The sequence below is a fragment of the Nocardia carnea genome (assembly GCF_029869215.1).
In the GTDB taxonomy this organism is placed as follows: Bacteria; Actinomycetota; Actinomycetes; order Mycobacteriales; family Mycobacteriaceae; genus Nocardia; species Nocardia carnea_B.
The window spans coordinates 26,206-40,793 of the sequence record NZ_JARWPM010000258.1; the positions used below are offsets into that span (position 1 = coordinate 26,206).

Genomic DNA, 14,588 nt, shown 5'->3' on the forward strand with positions numbered 1-14,588 from the left:
CTGCCGCCCCAGGTGAAGTGGCCGGTCGCCTTACCTGGGGGCCGTTCTGCGACCGGCCACATCAATCGGCGATTCGACCGGCATGCCGGCGGTGCGCCGCCCGCCGGTCCGGGCGGTTCAAGCGGGCCGGGTGTCGCGGGTTGTCTCCCGGCCATCCGGGCGCTGCCGCCGCTCGCGTTTCCCGCGCGCGACCTCGGTGGCGAGTGCGTCCAGCGGCTGGGCGAACTGCGCCATCGGATCCAGCAGCGCGGTCAGCCATTCCCGGGCGATGCCGATACCGTCCGGGTCGAGGGTGTAGATCCGCTGGACCCCCACCGACCGCACCCGCACCAGCCCGGCCTCGCGCAGCACCTTGAGATGCTGGGAGACCGCGGGCTGGGAGATCGGCGTCTGCGCCCGCACCCCGGCCACCAGGGCGCCGGCCGGCTGTTCGCCGGCGGCGACCAGGCGCAGGATGGTGCGGCGGACGGGATCGGCGAGTGCCTCGAATACTTTCGCCGGAGCGGTGGGCGACATCAGGACTGTGTGCCCTCCTCGGGGATGACGGTGTAGAACGCGAGGGTTGCCTCGGCTGCCGGGCGGGCGAGAGCCGGATCGTCGCCGTCGGCGATCGCCGCTTCCGCCCAGCCGGTGGCCGCGGCGCGCACGAACATCATGCCTTCCGGGGTGGTCGGGAATTCCAGGGCGGCCGCCGGGTCGACCGCCGCGCCGCTGTCCAGGTGCAGGCCCAAGCCCATGAGCCCGAGATCCCAGCCGACCCCCACCGCGCCCGGACCGAATTGCTTCCACATATCCGGGTCCACCGGTGCCTCGTGCACCAATTCCAGGGTGGTGCCCTCGGCCGCCGGATCGAGCCGGACTTCGAGCCAGGAAATCATCGGGCCCATTTCCCAGGTGACGGCGAATCGTTTCGGCGGTTCGCATTCCTCGACGACACCGCCCGCATTTCCTTCGAGCTGATACCGGCCGCCGACGGACAGTTCCCCGCTGATCGGCAGGAACCAGCGCGGTATCCGCCCGGCATCGGTGAGCGCGTTCCACAGATCATCCGGATCGGTGGCGTAGGTGCGCTCGGCAATAGCGATCTTGGTCGGCATCCCCTGGCGTTCGCCGGTGCGAACCTGCCGCGACACCAGTCCCGCGAGGGCGGTGGGATCACTGGGCAAAGTCATGTCTACCTCCTATGATAAGTGTAAACTTATATTAGACCGGCCGGAGCGCGTGCGCTACCGGGCCGATCGGATCAGGCTGCCGCGGCTTCCATTGCCCATCGCGCGGCCGCGACCGCTTTTCGGTTCCGTAACCGAATACCGCCGACCGGTGCGAGTGCGGGGTTGTGGTTCTACTATCGGCCGAGGGCCGGAGGTGCATCCGGTCGCGGCGAAAGGCGCGTCCCACAGATGACAGATCACGAATCCGGGATCGGGCGGAAGATTGCGTATTACCGCGCCCGCAAAGGATTGTCCCAACGTGATTTCGCACCGTTGATCAAACGTTCCGAGGCGTGGGTATCGCAGGTCGAACGCGGGGTCCGTCCGGTGAAGGCACTCGATGTGCTGGAGCGGATCGCGGAGGTTCTCGAAATTCCGGTCGCCGAGCTGGCGCCGAGCGCGCCCGCGGCGCAGGCCGAACCGATCCCCGCCGACGCGCGTGCCCTGCGCCTGCTGCTGGCCACCGACCACGCCCTGACCGCTGCCGTGACCGATACGCGTCCCGAACCGGACCTGGACCGGCTTGCCGAACAGGCCGAGTCCGCGTGGACCTGTACCCGGCAGGCCCGCTACGCCGATCTGCATGCCCTGCTGCGCGCGGTGCTGCCCGAACTGGCCTGGGCCGCCGCGGGTTCCGCGCGGGCCGCCGCGCTACTGGCCGATATCTATCAGGTGTGGTCGGTCGCCCTGGCGGAGCTCGACCAATTCGATGCCGCCTGGGCGGCCGGCGAGCGCGCCGCGGGCGCGGCGCAGCGCTGTGCCGACCCGGTTCTTCTGTCGGCGTGTGTGTTCCGGCGGACGATCGTTTTCCAGCGCGCGCAACAACTCGATCTCGCCCGGCAGGCCGCCGACAGCGCGCGGGCGGCACTGGAGGCGCTACTGGATCAGCCCGAACCGCGGGCCTTGATCGTCTACGGCGCGCTGACCCTGCAGTCGGCGATCATCGCCGCGCGTACCGAAGACGCCGAACGGGCACTGGAGATGCTCGGGCGGGCCCGTAAAGCGGCGAGCGCACTCGGCGCGGATCGCGAGGAATATCGCGTCGAGTTCGGGCCGCGCGCCGTAGTACTGCACGAGGTCGCCGTCGCGGTCGAACTCGGGGACGCCGGGACCGCGATCCGGCTGGCGGCCAAGGTCGACCCGGTGAGCCTCACGGATTTCCATCGTGCCCGGCTGCTCGTGGATACCGCCCGCGCCTGGGCGCAGCGCCGCAACCCCTCCCGTGCGCTGGCCCTCCTGCTCGAGGCCGAAACCCTTGCGCCGGAATACCTGTACCGGCAGCGGGTGGTGCGTTCGACCACCGCGGACCTCCTCAGTATCGACCAGGGCACGTTCGGTCTCGAAGAATTCGCGCAGCGCATCGGGGTCGAGTTGCCCTATATGCCGCTACCCGCCGGCCGGCCGGGGGCGCCGCGCGGCGGATTGCGTGCCGCGCGCGGTCCGCGGACCCGCTGAGGCCGGTGGGGCGAACCGGTTATCCCGCCGGCCAGAACTCCCGCAGTTCACCGGCGGCCGCATCCGCCTGCCGCAGACCCGATTCGTAGGAGGGGCCGAGTGCGGCCCCGGCGAAGAGGTCGGGACCGAAGGCGGCGACGGCGGCTTCGTCCGGGGTGATCGAAACCTGCCGCGCGGCGGACAGTTCGCGGTCCGCCCGGGTGCGGGGATAGACGTGCGCGAGCGGTTCCAGGATCACCACCGCGTCGTAACCGGCGGCGAGATCGGCGTTGATGGTCGAGCGCACACCGCCGTCGATGTAGTGCCGGCCACCGATTTCGATCGGCGGGAACACGCCCGGCACCGAGGTGCTGGCGGCCAGCGCCTGCACGAGAGTGGCCGGATCGTCCCGGGTCCAGGCGGTCAGCGCGCCGGAACCGATATCGATGGAGGTGACCACCAGGTCGTGGTCGGGCCAGTCGGCGAAATCCACCAGGGCACCGATTCGTTCGAGGTGGGTGGCCGGGTCGCCGGTTTTCGCGCCGAGAGCGAGTTCGCCCACCCGTTGCAGCACCAGTGCGCGGTCCTGGTCGACGGCGCGCAGCAACGCGGCGATCTCCAGGAGCGGGCCGAAATCGTGCGCCGGCGCCACGGCCGCGGTGGGACGCGGAGTGAGCAGGGTGGACAGGTCGGACCCGGCCGCGATCGCGGTACCCACCACGGCGCCGGCGGACGTGCCGATGATGCGGTCGGCGCGGGCCAGGTCGATACCGGCGGTCCGTAAGCCCTGGGCCAGGCCCGCGAGCCAGGCTATTCCGACGGGACCACCACCTCCCAGGACGAGAGCGATCGTGGTGTCTCGGTGCGGCACGGCGTCGGGCATGGCAGCAGGCTAGCCAACAGGCGGCTGGGGCGCTCGGTTTGTCGCTTCGGCCGGGGTCGTGGGCAGGGGCCGCACCCGCCGCCGAAAATGTGAAGCAGATCACGGTGCGCTACGCCGGTGAAACTACGTATGGTGTACGAAGTTGTTGGAGCCGATCGTGGAGGCCTGTTGCGTACTACCGAATCCGCCATCTCGCTGAATGTCGCCGACCCCGCTGCCTCGGCCGATTTCGTATCCACCCACTTCGGTTTCACCGAGCAGATGTCGGCCGAAGGTTTCGTATCCCTCGCGCACCCCGATGCCGGGATGAACCTCATCTACCTGCGCACCGGGTTGCCCACCTTCAAGCCCGCGCGGATCGCCGGTGCGGCCGGTACGGGTTTGCTGGTCGTCTTCGTGGTGACCGATATCGATGCCGAATACGCGCGTCTGCAAGCGGCCGGCGCGCCGATCGTCACGCCGATCGAGACCGAGGAATGGGGCGAACGTTACTTCCAGACAACCGATCCCAACGGCATCGTCTATCAACTCGTGCAGTGGGTCGAGCAGCCGCCGGGGTAACCGCCGCTGCCGGATGCGCGCGCCGAAATCCGATTCACCTGAGCCGCAGACCATATGGATGGTACGAAAGGAGCCGGTGGGTGATGATCGACTCCGGGGGTGAACAGTGGCAGCGGGCGCAACGACACACGGCAGAGGTAGAGCACGATGCTGGTGAAGGTCGACGATCGGGCGGAACTGTCCGCCACCGAGCGGGAATTCGTGGAATGCCTGCGGCAGCTGCCCTCGACCGGGCTGGCTATCGTGGACCTGCGCATAGCCACCCAGCGCGGGACCCGGCGGATCGGCGCGGTGATCTGGACGCCGCAGGGCGTACTCGTCACCGAGGTCATCGGCTTCCGCAGTATGCAGAGCGGAATCCTGACGGTTTCCCTGGAGCGGCCCTGGCGGGTCGGCGACGCCGTCGCCGATCTGGAACTGGACCTGGGCGCCGATCCGGTGCGCCGGCTGGAAAGCGCGGTACGGGAGGTGCAGCTCACCTTCGAACGCGCCTCCTACGACCCCGGCCAGTTGTGCGGTGCGGTCGCGCTGATCCCGCGGCGGGGCGCGGTGCTGCGCCCCGCGCGCGAAACCCTGCGACCCGGCCTGGATGTGGTGGTGGGTAATACCGCCGAGCCCACCGAACTGCGTATCTTCCTGGAGAATTTCGCGCCGGGCCCGCCGCGCTGGACGCTGGGACGGGTCTGTGCCGCAACCCGCGCACTCACCGGCTGGGCGCCCGAACGGAGCGAGCTGATCGCCGCCGGGTTCGAGGACAAACTGCCGGAACCACCGAAGCGGCCGCGGGTATGGCAGGCCATGCGTCGCCCGGACACCCGGCGCACCCACGATGTCATCGGCTGGGCGGTGCTGTCGGTCGCGGTGCTCGGCATGCTCATGGTGCTGGCCGCGATCGCCGGTTCGCTGCTGTCCGACGGCCCCGCTGCCGAGCCGGCCGCGCCGACCAGCAGTATCGAGCCGACCGTCGCCCCGACCTCCGCCGGTGCCGTGGAGTGCTGGCCGCTGCAATCCGGCTGCTGATTCCGGGGCCCGGGGTCGCGTGCGACGGGGTCTGTGGCGAGTGCGCAGGCTACGGTTGCGTAGCCGCCGCGCGGTCCGGCAGGCTGCGTTCGTACGATGTCCAAAAGCCTGTTACCAGCGGTCGGACCGGCCGCCGGGGAATCGACCAGGAGGGCGGCCGTGGGCCACTATCGGGCGAATCTGCGTGATATCGAATTCAACCTGTTCGAGGTGTTCGAACTCGGCAAAATTCTGGACACCGGCGCCTACGGCGATCTCGATACCGATACCGCGCGCGAGATCCTGGCCGAGGTGAAACGGCTGGCGGAGGGCCCGGTCGCGGAATCCTTTGCCGCGGCCGACCGGGAGCCGGTGGAATTCCGGCCGGAAACGCATTCGATCGCCGTCGGTGAACCGCTCACCCGATCGATCATGGCCATCCGTGAGGCGGGCTGGAACCGGCTCGGTAAACCCGAGGAAATGGGCGGTATGCCCGCGCCCGCCGCGCTCATCTGGGCGGTGAGCGAGATGATCATCAGTGCCAACCCGGCGGCGGTGTTCTTCGATATGGGTGCGGCGATGGCGCAGGTGCTGTACGGGATCGGTAACGAGCAGCAGAAGCACTGGGCGGCGGCGGGCTTCGAACGGCACTGGCAGGGCACCATGGTGCTCACCGAGCCGGACGCGGGCTCCGATGTCGGTGCCGGCCGGGCCAAGGCGATCGAACAGCCCGACGGAACCTGGCATATCGAGGGTGTGAAGCGGTTCATCTCCGGCGCCGATGTGGGCGAAACCGCCGAGAATGTCTTCCATCTCGTCCTCGCCCGGCCCGAGGGCGCGGGGCCCGGCACCAAGGGGCTGTCGCTGTTCTACGTGCCGAAATACCTCTTCGATCCGCAAACGTTGGAACTCGGCGAGCGCAACGGCGTGTACGTCACCAATGTCGAGCACAAGATGGGCCTCAAATCCTCGCCGACCTGTGAACTCACCTTCGGCGGCGACAAGCCCGCGATCGGCTGGCTGGTCGGTGATACCCACAACGGGATCGCCCAGATGTTCAAGGTGATCGAGAACGCGCGGATGACGGTGGGCGTAAAGTCCAGTGGCACTCTGTCCACCGGCTACCTCAACGCGCTCGAATACGCGAAACAGCGCGTGCAGGGTGCCGACCTGACCCAGATGTCGGACAAGGCAGCGCCGCGGGTCACCATCACCCACCATCCCGATGTGCGCCGCAGCCTGGCCACCCAGAAGGCCTACGCCGAAGGGCTGCGCGCGGTGTACCTGTACACCGCCGTGCACCAGGATGCCGACGTCGCGGAACTGGTGACGGGTGCGGACGCCGAGACCGCACACCGGATGGACGATTTCCTGCTGCCGATCGTGAAGGGTGTGGGTTCCGAACGGGCCTACCAGTACCTGACCGAATCGCTGCAGACCCTGGGCGGCTCCGGATATCTGCAGGACTACCCGATCGAGCAGTACATCCGCGACGCCAAGATCGACTCCCTGTACGAGGGCACCACCGCCATCCAGGCCCAGGACTTCTTCTTCCGCAAGATCCTCCGGGACGAGGGGGTCGCGGCGGGGCGGCTCTTCACCGAGATCAGCGAATTCCTCGATGCCCCCAGCGGCCGGCTGGAAGCCGAACGGGCGTTGCTGCGGACCGCCCTCGGTGATGTGCAGGGTATGGCGGCGGCGCTCACCGGGTACGCGATGGCGGCCCAGTCCGAGCCGCGGGAGTTGTACAAGGTGGGCCTGGGGTCGGTGCGCTTCCTGCTCGCCGTCGGTGATCTGCTGATCGGCTGGCTGCTGCTGCGGCAGGCGGAAGTGGCCGCTGCCGCGCTGGCCGGTGACGCGGCGGACCGTGATCGGCCGTTCTATACGGGCAAGGTCGGGGTGGCGAGTTTCTTCGCGAAGAACGTCCTGCCCACCCTGGCGTCGACCAGAGCCGTTATCGAATCGCTCGATACCGACATCATGTCGCTGCCGGAGGAGGCTTTCTGACGCCGGTGCGGGCGGTGACACCCACCCAGGTAACTTATGTTTCCATAAGTAACTATCTGGAGGAGGTGTGCCGCTATGCCGATCCCGGCCCGACCCGGGGTGTCCGGACTGCTGCTGGTGGTGCTGGCGCTGCTGTCGGCCGCGGCGCCGTTCGCCGTCGACATGTACCTGCCGGCCTTCACCGATCTGGCCGGCGATCTGGGCACCAACGCGGCGAGTGTGCAGCTCACGCTCACCACGTTCCTGATCGGGCTGGCCGTGGGGCAGTTGTTCATCGGCCCGCTGTCGGACCGCTACGGCCGGCGTAGACCGCTCGTCCTGGCCACCGCGATCACCGTCGTCGTGACGGTGATCTGCGCGCTGGCCCCGAGTATCTGGTTGCTGATCGCGATGCGATTCGTCCAGGGACTCTCGGCGTCCGCCGGCCTGGTGATCGGGCGTGCGGTGGGCGCCGACCGGACCGAGGGCCCGGCCACCGCGAAACTGTTCACCCTGTTCTCCGCGATCGGCGGGATCGCTCCGGTGATCGCGCCGCTGCTCGGCGGCGTTCTGGTGTCCTACGGCTGGCAGGCCGAGTTCTGGGCGCTGAGCGTGATCTTCGCGCTGATGTTCCTGGGCGCGGTGCTGGTGGTCCCGGAATCGCTGCCGCCGGAGCATCGGCAGGCGGCCGGATTCGCCGGCACGCTGCGCGCGATCGGGCGGCTGACGGCCGATCGCGGGTACCTCGGGTACATCTTCGCGTTCGCCTTCGGGTTCGCCGCGCTGATGTCGTATATCTCGGCCTCGCCGTTCGTGGTCGAGAATGTGCTGGGTATGTCGAACCGGATGTACACGCTGGTCTTCGCGGTCAATGCCGCCGGGATGGTGGCCGTGGGGACGGTCAGTTCCCGGCTCGTGGGCAGGTTCGGGCCTGAGCCGATTCTGCGGACCGGGCAGACCGTCACCCTGGCGGGCGGACTCGTCCTCTTGGCACTGCTGGCGGCCGGCGCTCCCGCGGCGGCGGTGCTGCCGGTGCTCTTCCTCACCGTGATCTCCGCGCCGATGGTGATGGGAACCGCGAGCGCACTGGCGATCGGCCGGGCCCGGCGCACCGCGGGGAGCGCCTCGGCGCTGATGGGGGCGCTGCAATTCGCGCTGGGTGCCCTCGTTTCGCCGATCGTCGGGCTCGGCGGTCCGGGTACCGGAATCCCGATGGCCGTATCGATCGTGGTGGCCGTCGCCCTCGGTACGCTCGCCCGGCTGATCGCGCGTACGGCCGGCCCGGTTCCCGAACACCGGCTCGCCGACGTGTGATCGGGGCTCCCGGGTGTGGTGAGTCATCACGATCCGGCTACCCGCACCGGCGGTACCAGGGGTTCGGCGGAACACTTCGGCAACGCTGCCGTATCGGTCCCCGATGCGGTGCGGGGCGCCGTGCACAATGCCAGGTGTGACAGTTGAGCTGCTGATTCTGCTGGTCGTCATTGTCACCGCGCTGGCTTTCGACTTCACCAACGGCTTCCACGACACCGCCAACGCCATGGCCACCTCCATCGCCACGGGGGCGTTACGTCCCAAGGTCGCCGTGGGTCTTTCCGCTTCGCTCAACCTGGTCGGCGCGTTCCTGTCGGTCGCCGTGGCCGCCACCGTGGCCGAGGGAATCATCCGGCTCGACGAGGTCTCCGGGCACGACCTGCTCGTCATCGTCTACGCGGGGCTCGTCGGCGGCATCCTCTGGAACCTGCTGACGTGGCTGTTCGGGTTGCCGTCCAGTTCCTCCCACGCGCTCTTCGGCGGACTCATCGGCGCCACCATGGCCGCGCTCGGCTGGAGCGGGGTGATCTGGGGCGGCGAACAAGGCGGCGTGCTCTACAAGATCGTGCTACCCGCGGTGCTGGCACCGATGATCGCCGGGGTGGTGACGACCATCGGGACCTGGTCGGTGTACCGGATCACCCGCTCTTCCGAAGAAGACAAGGTGACCACCGGTTTCCGCTGGGGGCAGATCGGGTCCGCCTCCCTGGTCTCGTTGTCGCACGGCACCAACGACGCCCAGAAAACCATGGGCGTGATCTTTCTGGCACTGGTCGCGTACGGCGAGATCACGCCGGACGACCCGATGCCGTTCTGGGTGATGGCCGCCTGCGCGCTGGCCATCGCCGCCGGGACCTACCTGGGCGGCTGGCGGATCATCCGGACGCTGGGCAAGGGTTTGGTCGAGATCGAATCCCCGCAGGGGTTCTCGGCCGAATCGGCCTCGGCGGCCATCATCCTGACGTCCGCGCATTTCGGGCTGCCACTGTCGACCACCCAGACCGTCACCGGCGCGATCCTCGGCACCGGGGTCGGCCGTGGTGCGGAGGTCCGCTGGGGGGTGATGGGCCGGATGGCGGTCGCCTGGCTGCTGACCCTGCCGGCCGCGGGAATCGTGGGCGCCGTCTGCTGGGCGCTGGCGTACTTCATCGGCGGACTCGCCGGGATCCTGATCGTTTTCGCGCTGCTGGTGGTGCTGGCCGGGCTGATCTACCGACGGTCGCTGCGCGACAAGGTGTCCAGCCATAATGTCAACGATCCGGAGCCGCCCGCGGCGGGCATCGCGGCGGACGCATCAGGGTCGCCGCCCGGCGTGCCGCAGGATCCGACGGGCGCCTCGACACAACAGCCCATCGCGGGCACGCCGCACCGGCCCGTTGCGGACCCGTCGCAACGAGCCGTTGCCGGCTCGCCGCAACAGCCCGTTGCCGGCTCGCCGGCGAAAGCCCGGCCCACTGCCGAGGAGGACTCCTGATGTCCACACTGCTGACCCATCTGCGGGCCCTGTGGGATGTACTGCTCGCCGCGCTGATCCTGGGCGCCGGGGTGCCCATGCTCTTCGCGCTGGGAGTGCGGTGGTGGTCGGCGGCCGAGGTGACCGGCCCGGACGGCACCGTCCGGCGCAATCCGGTCGCGCTGGCCGGTGCCGTGGCCTGCCTGCTGATCGTGCTCACCGTCGTCGTCACCGGGGTGCTGTTCGTCGCCAAGGGTTTCCTCGCCGACCGGGCCGGTATCCACCTCTTCGGGGAGTCCTGACATGGCCGCCGACCGGATGCCGCCGCAGCGAGCGGGGCTGCTCGCGCGAGTGATCGCCTGGCTACGGGCGGGCTATCCGCAGGGTGTGCCCCGGACCGACTACGTGGCGCTGTTCGCGGTCCTGCACCGGGACCTGACCGAGACCGAGGTCGTGCTGGTGGCCGAGGAGGTGTTGCGTGATCGTGTCGACCGGGCCGAGATCACCCATGCCGAGATCGAGGCGGCAGTGAAACGGGTGGCCAGGGAAAAGGCCGGCCGCGAGGATATCGCGCGGGTCGCCTCGCATCTGGCCGCCGGGGGCTGGCCGCTGGCACCGCTGCCCGGGGACCTGTCGTGATGCCGCGCATGCTGTCCGCCGTGATCGACTGGCTGCGCCGCGGATACCCCGACGGTGTGCCGGAGTCGGACTACATTCCGCTGGTCGCACTGCTGCGGCGGCGGCTCACCGACGAAGAGGTCGAGCAGATCGCGACGGCGGTGCTCGATTCGCCGGGGCATCCCGTGGACCGCACCGATATCCGGGTGATGATCACGAAGGTCACCGATGAATTGCCGTCCGAAACCGACGTCGGGCGGGTGCTCTCCCGGCTGGACCCGCCACACTGGCCGGACTGACCCCGGCCGCCCGCCCTCGACATTGTTTGCTAACCCCGTTATGGCAGCTTGCGAATAAGTTCTAAGCTGGACATATGGCCAAGACATATGTCGGCGCCCGGCTCCGGCAACTGCGGACCGAACGCGGGCTCAGCCAGGTGGCGCTGGCTCAGCAACTGGAGATATCGGCGAGCTACCTCAACCAGATCGAACACGATGTCCGGCCGCTCACCGTACCGGTGCTGCTGCGGATCAGCGAGGTGTTCGGCGTCGAGGCGACCTTCTTCTCGCCGCAGGACGATACCCGGCTCATCGCCGAACTCCAGGAAGTGGTGATGGACCAGGAGCTCGGTATCGAGGCCGACGCCCGGGAGATCGCGGAAATGGTGTCCGCCCATCCGAGCATGGCCCGCGCCCTGGTCAATATGCACAACCGCTACCGCAACACCAGTGCCCAACTGGCCGCCGCGACCGAGGACCGATTCGCCGACGGCGCGGGCAGTGCCACCATCAGCAAACCGCACGAAGAAGTGCGGGACTACTTCTATCAGCGGCAGAACTATATTCACCCGCTCGATACCGCCGCCGAGGAACTGGCCAACCGCATCCGCTTCCACGGCGGTGACGCGCACAGCGAAATCCCCAAGGTGCTGCGCAGCCACGGGGTGCGGATCATGGAACGGATCGACCTGGGCGAAGGCGTCCTGCACCGCTACGACCCGGAACACCGGGTCCTCGAAATCGCCCCACACCTCTCCGGTGGGCAGCGGCTGTTCAAACTGGCGGCGGAACTGGCCTATTTCGAATGCGGACCGCTGTTGGAGAAGCTCGTCGACGAAGGGAATTTCTCCGGTCCGGACGCGCGCCGGCTGGCGCTGCTGGGCCTGGCGAACTATTTCGCGGCGGCGACGGTACTGCCCTATACCTATTTCCACGAGGTCGCCGAGGATTTTCGCTACGACATCGAACGGCTCTCGGCGTTCTTCGCGCAGAGTTACGAGACGATCTGCCATCGGCTGTCCACCCTGCAGCGTCCCGAACTGCGCGGGGTCCCGTTCTCGTTCGTCCGGGTGGATCGCGCCGGGAATATGTCGAAACGGCAGTCCGCCACCGGTTTTCATTTCTCATCCAGCGGTGGCACCTGCCCGCTGTGGAATGTGTACGAGACCTTCGCCTACCCCGGCAAGATCATGACGCAGATCGCGCAGATGCCGGACGGCCGCAAATACCTGTGGGTGGCCCGCACCGTCGAACGCCGCGCGACCCGTTACGGCCAGCCCAGTAAAACCTTCGCCATCGGATTGGGTTGCGAGATCCGGCATGCCCCGCGGGTGGTGTACGCGGACGGGATCGACCTGCGGGAAGTCAACGCCACACCGATCGGCGCGGGCTGCCGGGTCTGCGATCGGGCCAATTGCCCGCAGCGTGCCTTCCCGCCGCTGGGTAAAACCCTCGATATCAGCGAACACCGCAGTTCGGTCTCGCCGTACGTCCTGAAATAGGCGGTTCAGGCCGATTCGGAATTCGATACGGGCGTATCCAATTCCTCGACCACTACGGTCGGTGCGAGATGGCCGCGCAGCCGCCGGTCGATCTCGCCCGCGATCGGGATGACCACCGAGGCGGCCGAGGTCGCGACCGCGTCCGTCAGGATCTCCGGCCAATCCGGGGAATCCGTACGCGACAACGCGTTGATCACGGCCGCGGAAACGGGATCGCCCGCGCCCGTGGGGTTTCCGGTGAGCGGTTCGGGAAGGTAGGCGTTCCATGCGCCGTCGGGTGTCACGGCCACCATGCCCAGCGACCCTCGGGTGACGATCACCGCCCCGACCCCGCGATCGACCAGCGGCCGGGCCGTGGCCAGCAGCGCGGCCGGCGTATCGGCACTGGATTTGGTGAGCGATTCGAATTCGGTGATTCCCGGCAGCAACACCACTCCCGGCACCCGCGAGGCCATCCGGAGTGCGGGTCCGTCCAGGTCGCAGACCGTGGGCACACCCGCCTCGAGCGCGGACTGGGCGATCCGGGCGGGTAGGCCGGGATCGATACCGTCGGGGAGCGAGCCGGCGATCACCAGCCCCGAGATATGCGCCAGGTTCCCCGAAACCCGCACCTCGAGCTGTTCGGAGGCATGCGGATTCGCCACTCGCGCACCGGGTTCGCGCAAGGCGGTCGCGGTGCCGGTATCCGATTCGCTGATCACGACGGTGCGCCGGACCCACGGCAGCGCGTGGACGAAATCCACCGGCAACTCCGCTTCCGCGGCGGCGGCGAAGGCGTGATCGGCGAATCCCGTCGCCCGGGCGTAGCGGCCCAGCTGGTTGAGTACGCGGGCCACATTGATGCCCTTACCGCCCAGGCGCTGCTCCACCGAGCGCACCCGATGCGTCCGGCCGCGGGCGAAATTCTCGACCCGGTAGGTCACATCGTAGGCGGGATTCATTGTTACGGTGAGGATCACGAGAACCACTGTCCACGAGAGTCGGCACACCGCAAATCCGGGCCGGCGGCGTGCGGGGGCGATTTCCGTTGCGGGCCGGGCCGGGCCCGCTGGGGGTGTGCCGTATTCAGATCGCCGCCTCCGCGGGAAAGGCGACGGTGATCCGCCCGAGCCGGCCGTTGCGGGCCGCCACCATTTCCGCCGCGACCGCGAGCGCGGTTTCGGTGGCGGTCGCGGCACCGATATCCATACCCGCGGGTGCGTGCAGCCGCGCCAGCGAGGCCTCGTCGAATCCGCTGGCGCGCAGATCGTCGATACGGCGGGCGCAGCCGACAGCCGAGCCCACCGCCCCGATATAACCCACCTCGGGTAGTCGCAGCGCCACCGTGAGCAGCGGGATCTCGAACTGCGGGTCGTGGGTGGCCAGCACGATACCGGTGGTCGAATCCACCTCGCCCTCGCCGACCAGCACGTTCAGATACCGGTGCGGCCAATCGCAGACGACCTCCGCGCCGGGAAACGATTCGGGGACGGCGAAAGCGGGCCGGGGATCACAGATGGCCACCCGGTAGCCGAGCAGCTGGGCCTGCGCCGACAACGCGGCGGTGGTCGTATTCGCGCCGAAGATCACCAGCAGCGGCGGCGGCGCGAACGACGCCACGAAAATATCGGACTGCGGCAGCGAGACCAGTTCGGTGGCGTGCCGTTTATCGGTGATCAGATGCTGCCCGATCATTCCGGGCTCCGGATTCCAGACGACGGTGAAAACGGTGACCCGCCGATGCTCGGCTATTTCGGTGGCGATGGTCGGGAATTCCGGGAAATGGCCGCGGGAGAACGGTTCGGTGAACACATCGATGATCCCGCCCTCGCCGGCCGATTCGGCACCGGGCACGGTGAGGCGGTGTAATGCGCGCTGACCGGTCCGTGCCGACTGCACGGTCGCCTCGTACACGGTGTCCTCGATACCGGTGGACGCCATGGATCCGTAGATCATCCCGTCCGGGTCCACGAGGATCGCCGTACCCACCGGGATATCCACCTGACCACCGGTGCGCACGATGGTGGCCAGCCCGCCGGTCCGGCCGGAACGCCACACCTGCAGCAGGTCGTCGACGATGTCGCGCATCAACAGCTCCGATCCCACCGTGCGACGGAGGGCAGGCGCTCACCATCGGCACCCGTCACCGATGACCGCGCACGTGACGGACACCCTAGCGTTGTTCAGTGAGAATTTGGCACGGCTGCGAAAATCTTGTCGGGCGCGCACATGAATGCTGTGTATATTTGCGCCGCCTTCGGCGGCGCGGGGGGTGGGGCCCCCCTGGTGGGGCCGCGGGGGGGGGGGGGGGGCGGGGGGGCCGCCGGCCCCCGGCCCCCCCGCGCGCGGCCGCGCGCCCCGGGGCCCCCG

At 68.6% G+C, this 14,588-nt stretch carries 15 protein-coding genes; 10 read left to right on the forward strand and 5 right to left on the reverse strand.

Features of this window, described 5'->3' with window-relative positions:
- Nucleotides 1–117: 117 nt before the first annotated feature.
- Together QH276_RS18360 and QH276_RS18365 are read right to left on the reverse strand one after the other, a co-directional pair.
- Nucleotides 118–516, reverse strand: coding sequence for an ArsR/SmtB family transcription factor (locus tag QH276_RS18360; RefSeq protein WP_280402551.1), 399 nt, complete (start codon nt 514–516; stop codon nt 118–120).
- On the reverse strand, nt 516–1,172 hold the full coding sequence (locus QH276_RS18365) for an SRPBCC family protein (RefSeq protein WP_280402552.1): 657 nt from the start codon (nt 1,170–1,172) through the stop codon (nt 516–518). The genes QH276_RS18360 and QH276_RS18365 overlap by 1 nt, the downstream gene beginning before the upstream one ends.
- A 228-nt stretch (nt 1,173–1,400) precedes the next feature.
- Here QH276_RS18365 and QH276_RS18370 point away from each other — a divergent pair, with 228 nt between their 5' ends.
- Complete coding sequence (locus QH276_RS18370) at nt 1,401–2,666, forward strand: helix-turn-helix domain-containing protein (protein WP_280402553.1); 1,266 nt, start codon at nt 1,401–1,403, stop codon at nt 2,664–2,666.
- A 19-nt stretch (nt 2,667–2,685) separates the two neighbouring features.
- Here QH276_RS18370 and QH276_RS18375 read toward each other — a convergent pair whose 3' ends face one another.
- A complete protein-coding gene (locus QH276_RS18375; protein ID WP_280402554.1) occupies nt 2,686–3,528 on the reverse strand; it encodes a patatin-like phospholipase family protein in 843 nt (280 codons plus the stop codon).
- A 168-nt stretch (nt 3,529–3,696) separates the two neighbouring features.
- On the opposite strand from QH276_RS18375, the gene QH276_RS18380 reads away from it, so the two are divergent.
- The 9 genes from QH276_RS18380 (at nt 3,697) to ramB (ending at nt 12,239) form a co-directional block, all read left to right on the forward strand.
- Nucleotides 3,697–4,089: a VOC family protein gene (locus QH276_RS18380; RefSeq protein WP_280402555.1), complete on the forward strand. Its 393-nt coding sequence runs from the start codon at nt 3,697–3,699 to the stop codon at nt 4,087–4,089.
- Between the two features lie 147 nt (nt 4,090–4,236).
- Nucleotides 4,237–5,109, forward strand: coding sequence for an NERD domain-containing protein (locus QH276_RS18385; protein ID WP_280402556.1), 873 nt, complete (start codon nt 4,237–4,239; stop codon nt 5,107–5,109).
- A gap of 159 nt (nt 5,110–5,268) precedes the next feature.
- A complete protein-coding gene (locus QH276_RS18390) occupies nt 5,269–7,095 on the forward strand; it encodes an acyl-CoA dehydrogenase (RefSeq protein ID WP_280402557.1) in 1,827 nt (608 codons plus the stop codon).
- 75 nt (nt 7,096–7,170) lie between these two features.
- Entirely contained in the window at nt 7,171–8,388 is a 1,218-nt protein-coding gene (locus QH276_RS18395) for a multidrug effflux MFS transporter (protein ID WP_280402558.1), read from the forward strand.
- Between the two features lie 136 nt (nt 8,389–8,524).
- Complete coding sequence (locus QH276_RS18400) at nt 8,525–9,862, forward strand: inorganic phosphate transporter (protein ID WP_280402559.1); 1,338 nt, start codon at nt 8,525–8,527, stop codon at nt 9,860–9,862.
- Nucleotides 9,862–10,143: a hypothetical protein gene (locus QH276_RS18405; protein ID WP_280402560.1), complete on the forward strand. Its 282-nt coding sequence runs from the start codon at nt 9,862–9,864 to the stop codon at nt 10,141–10,143. The genes QH276_RS18400 and QH276_RS18405 overlap by 1 nt, the downstream gene beginning before the upstream one ends.
- 1 nt (nt 10,144) lies before the next feature.
- Nucleotides 10,145–10,480, forward strand: a complete 336-nt coding sequence (locus QH276_RS18410; protein WP_280402561.1) for a DUF3349 domain-containing protein — start codon at nt 10,145–10,147, stop codon at nt 10,478–10,480.
- Nucleotides 10,480–10,758, forward strand: coding sequence for a DUF3349 domain-containing protein (locus tag QH276_RS18415; RefSeq protein WP_280402566.1), 279 nt, complete (start codon nt 10,480–10,482; stop codon nt 10,756–10,758). The genes QH276_RS18410 and QH276_RS18415 overlap by 1 nt, the downstream gene beginning before the upstream one ends.
- A gap of 74 nt (nt 10,759–10,832) precedes the next feature.
- On the forward strand, nt 10,833–12,239 hold the full coding sequence (gene ramB / locus QH276_RS18420; protein WP_280402562.1) for an acetate metabolism transcriptional regulator RamB: 1,407 nt from the start codon (nt 10,833–10,835) through the stop codon (nt 12,237–12,239).
- Nucleotides 12,240–12,244: 5 nt separating this feature from the next.
- On the opposite strand, the gene QH276_RS18425 is transcribed toward ramB, so the two are convergent.
- Entirely contained in the window at nt 12,245–13,198 is a 954-nt protein-coding gene (locus QH276_RS18425; RefSeq protein WP_280402563.1) for a hexose kinase, read from the reverse strand.
- Nucleotides 13,199–13,304: 106 nt separating this feature from the next.
- On the reverse strand, nt 13,305–14,306 hold the full coding sequence (locus tag QH276_RS18430; RefSeq protein WP_280402564.1) for an XdhC family protein: 1,002 nt from the start codon (nt 14,304–14,306) through the stop codon (nt 13,305–13,307).
- Between the last annotated feature and the right edge of the window lie 282 nt (nt 14,307–14,588).

What these genes read in the sequence shown, in the direction of transcription:
- QH276_RS18360 (WP_280402551.1), bottom strand. Translation starts at nt 516, where the DNA reads ATGTCGCCCACCGCTCCGGCGAAAGTATTCGAGGCACTCGCCGATCCC.
- QH276_RS18365 (WP_280402552.1), bottom strand. Translation starts at nt 1,172, where the DNA reads ATGACTTTGCCCAGTGATCCCACCGCCCTCGCGGGACTGGTGTCGCGG.
- QH276_RS18370 (WP_280402553.1), top strand. Translation starts at nt 1,401, where the DNA reads ATGACAGATCACGAATCCGGGATCGGGCGGAAGATTGCGTATTACCGC.
- QH276_RS18375 (WP_280402554.1), bottom strand. Translation starts at nt 3,528, where the DNA reads ATGCCCGACGCCGTGCCGCACCGAGACACCACGATCGCTCTCGTCCTG.
- QH276_RS18385 (WP_280402556.1), top strand. Translation starts at nt 4,237, where the DNA reads ATGCTGGTGAAGGTCGACGATCGGGCGGAACTGTCCGCCACCGAGCGG.
- QH276_RS18395 (WP_280402558.1), top strand. Translation starts at nt 7,171, where the DNA reads ATGCCGATCCCGGCCCGACCCGGGGTGTCCGGACTGCTGCTGGTGGTG.
- QH276_RS18405 (WP_280402560.1), top strand. Translation starts at nt 9,862, where the DNA reads ATGTCCACACTGCTGACCCATCTGCGGGCCCTGTGGGATGTACTGCTC.
- QH276_RS18410 (WP_280402561.1), top strand. Translation starts at nt 10,145, where the DNA reads ATGGCCGCCGACCGGATGCCGCCGCAGCGAGCGGGGCTGCTCGCGCGA.
- QH276_RS18415 (WP_280402566.1), top strand. Translation starts at nt 10,480, where the DNA reads ATGCCGCGCATGCTGTCCGCCGTGATCGACTGGCTGCGCCGCGGATAC.
- ramB (WP_280402562.1), top strand. Translation starts at nt 10,833, where the DNA reads ATGGCCAAGACATATGTCGGCGCCCGGCTCCGGCAACTGCGGACCGAA.
- QH276_RS18430 (WP_280402564.1), bottom strand. Translation starts at nt 14,306, where the DNA reads ATGCGCGACATCGTCGACGACCTGCTGCAGGTGTGGCGTTCCGGCCGG.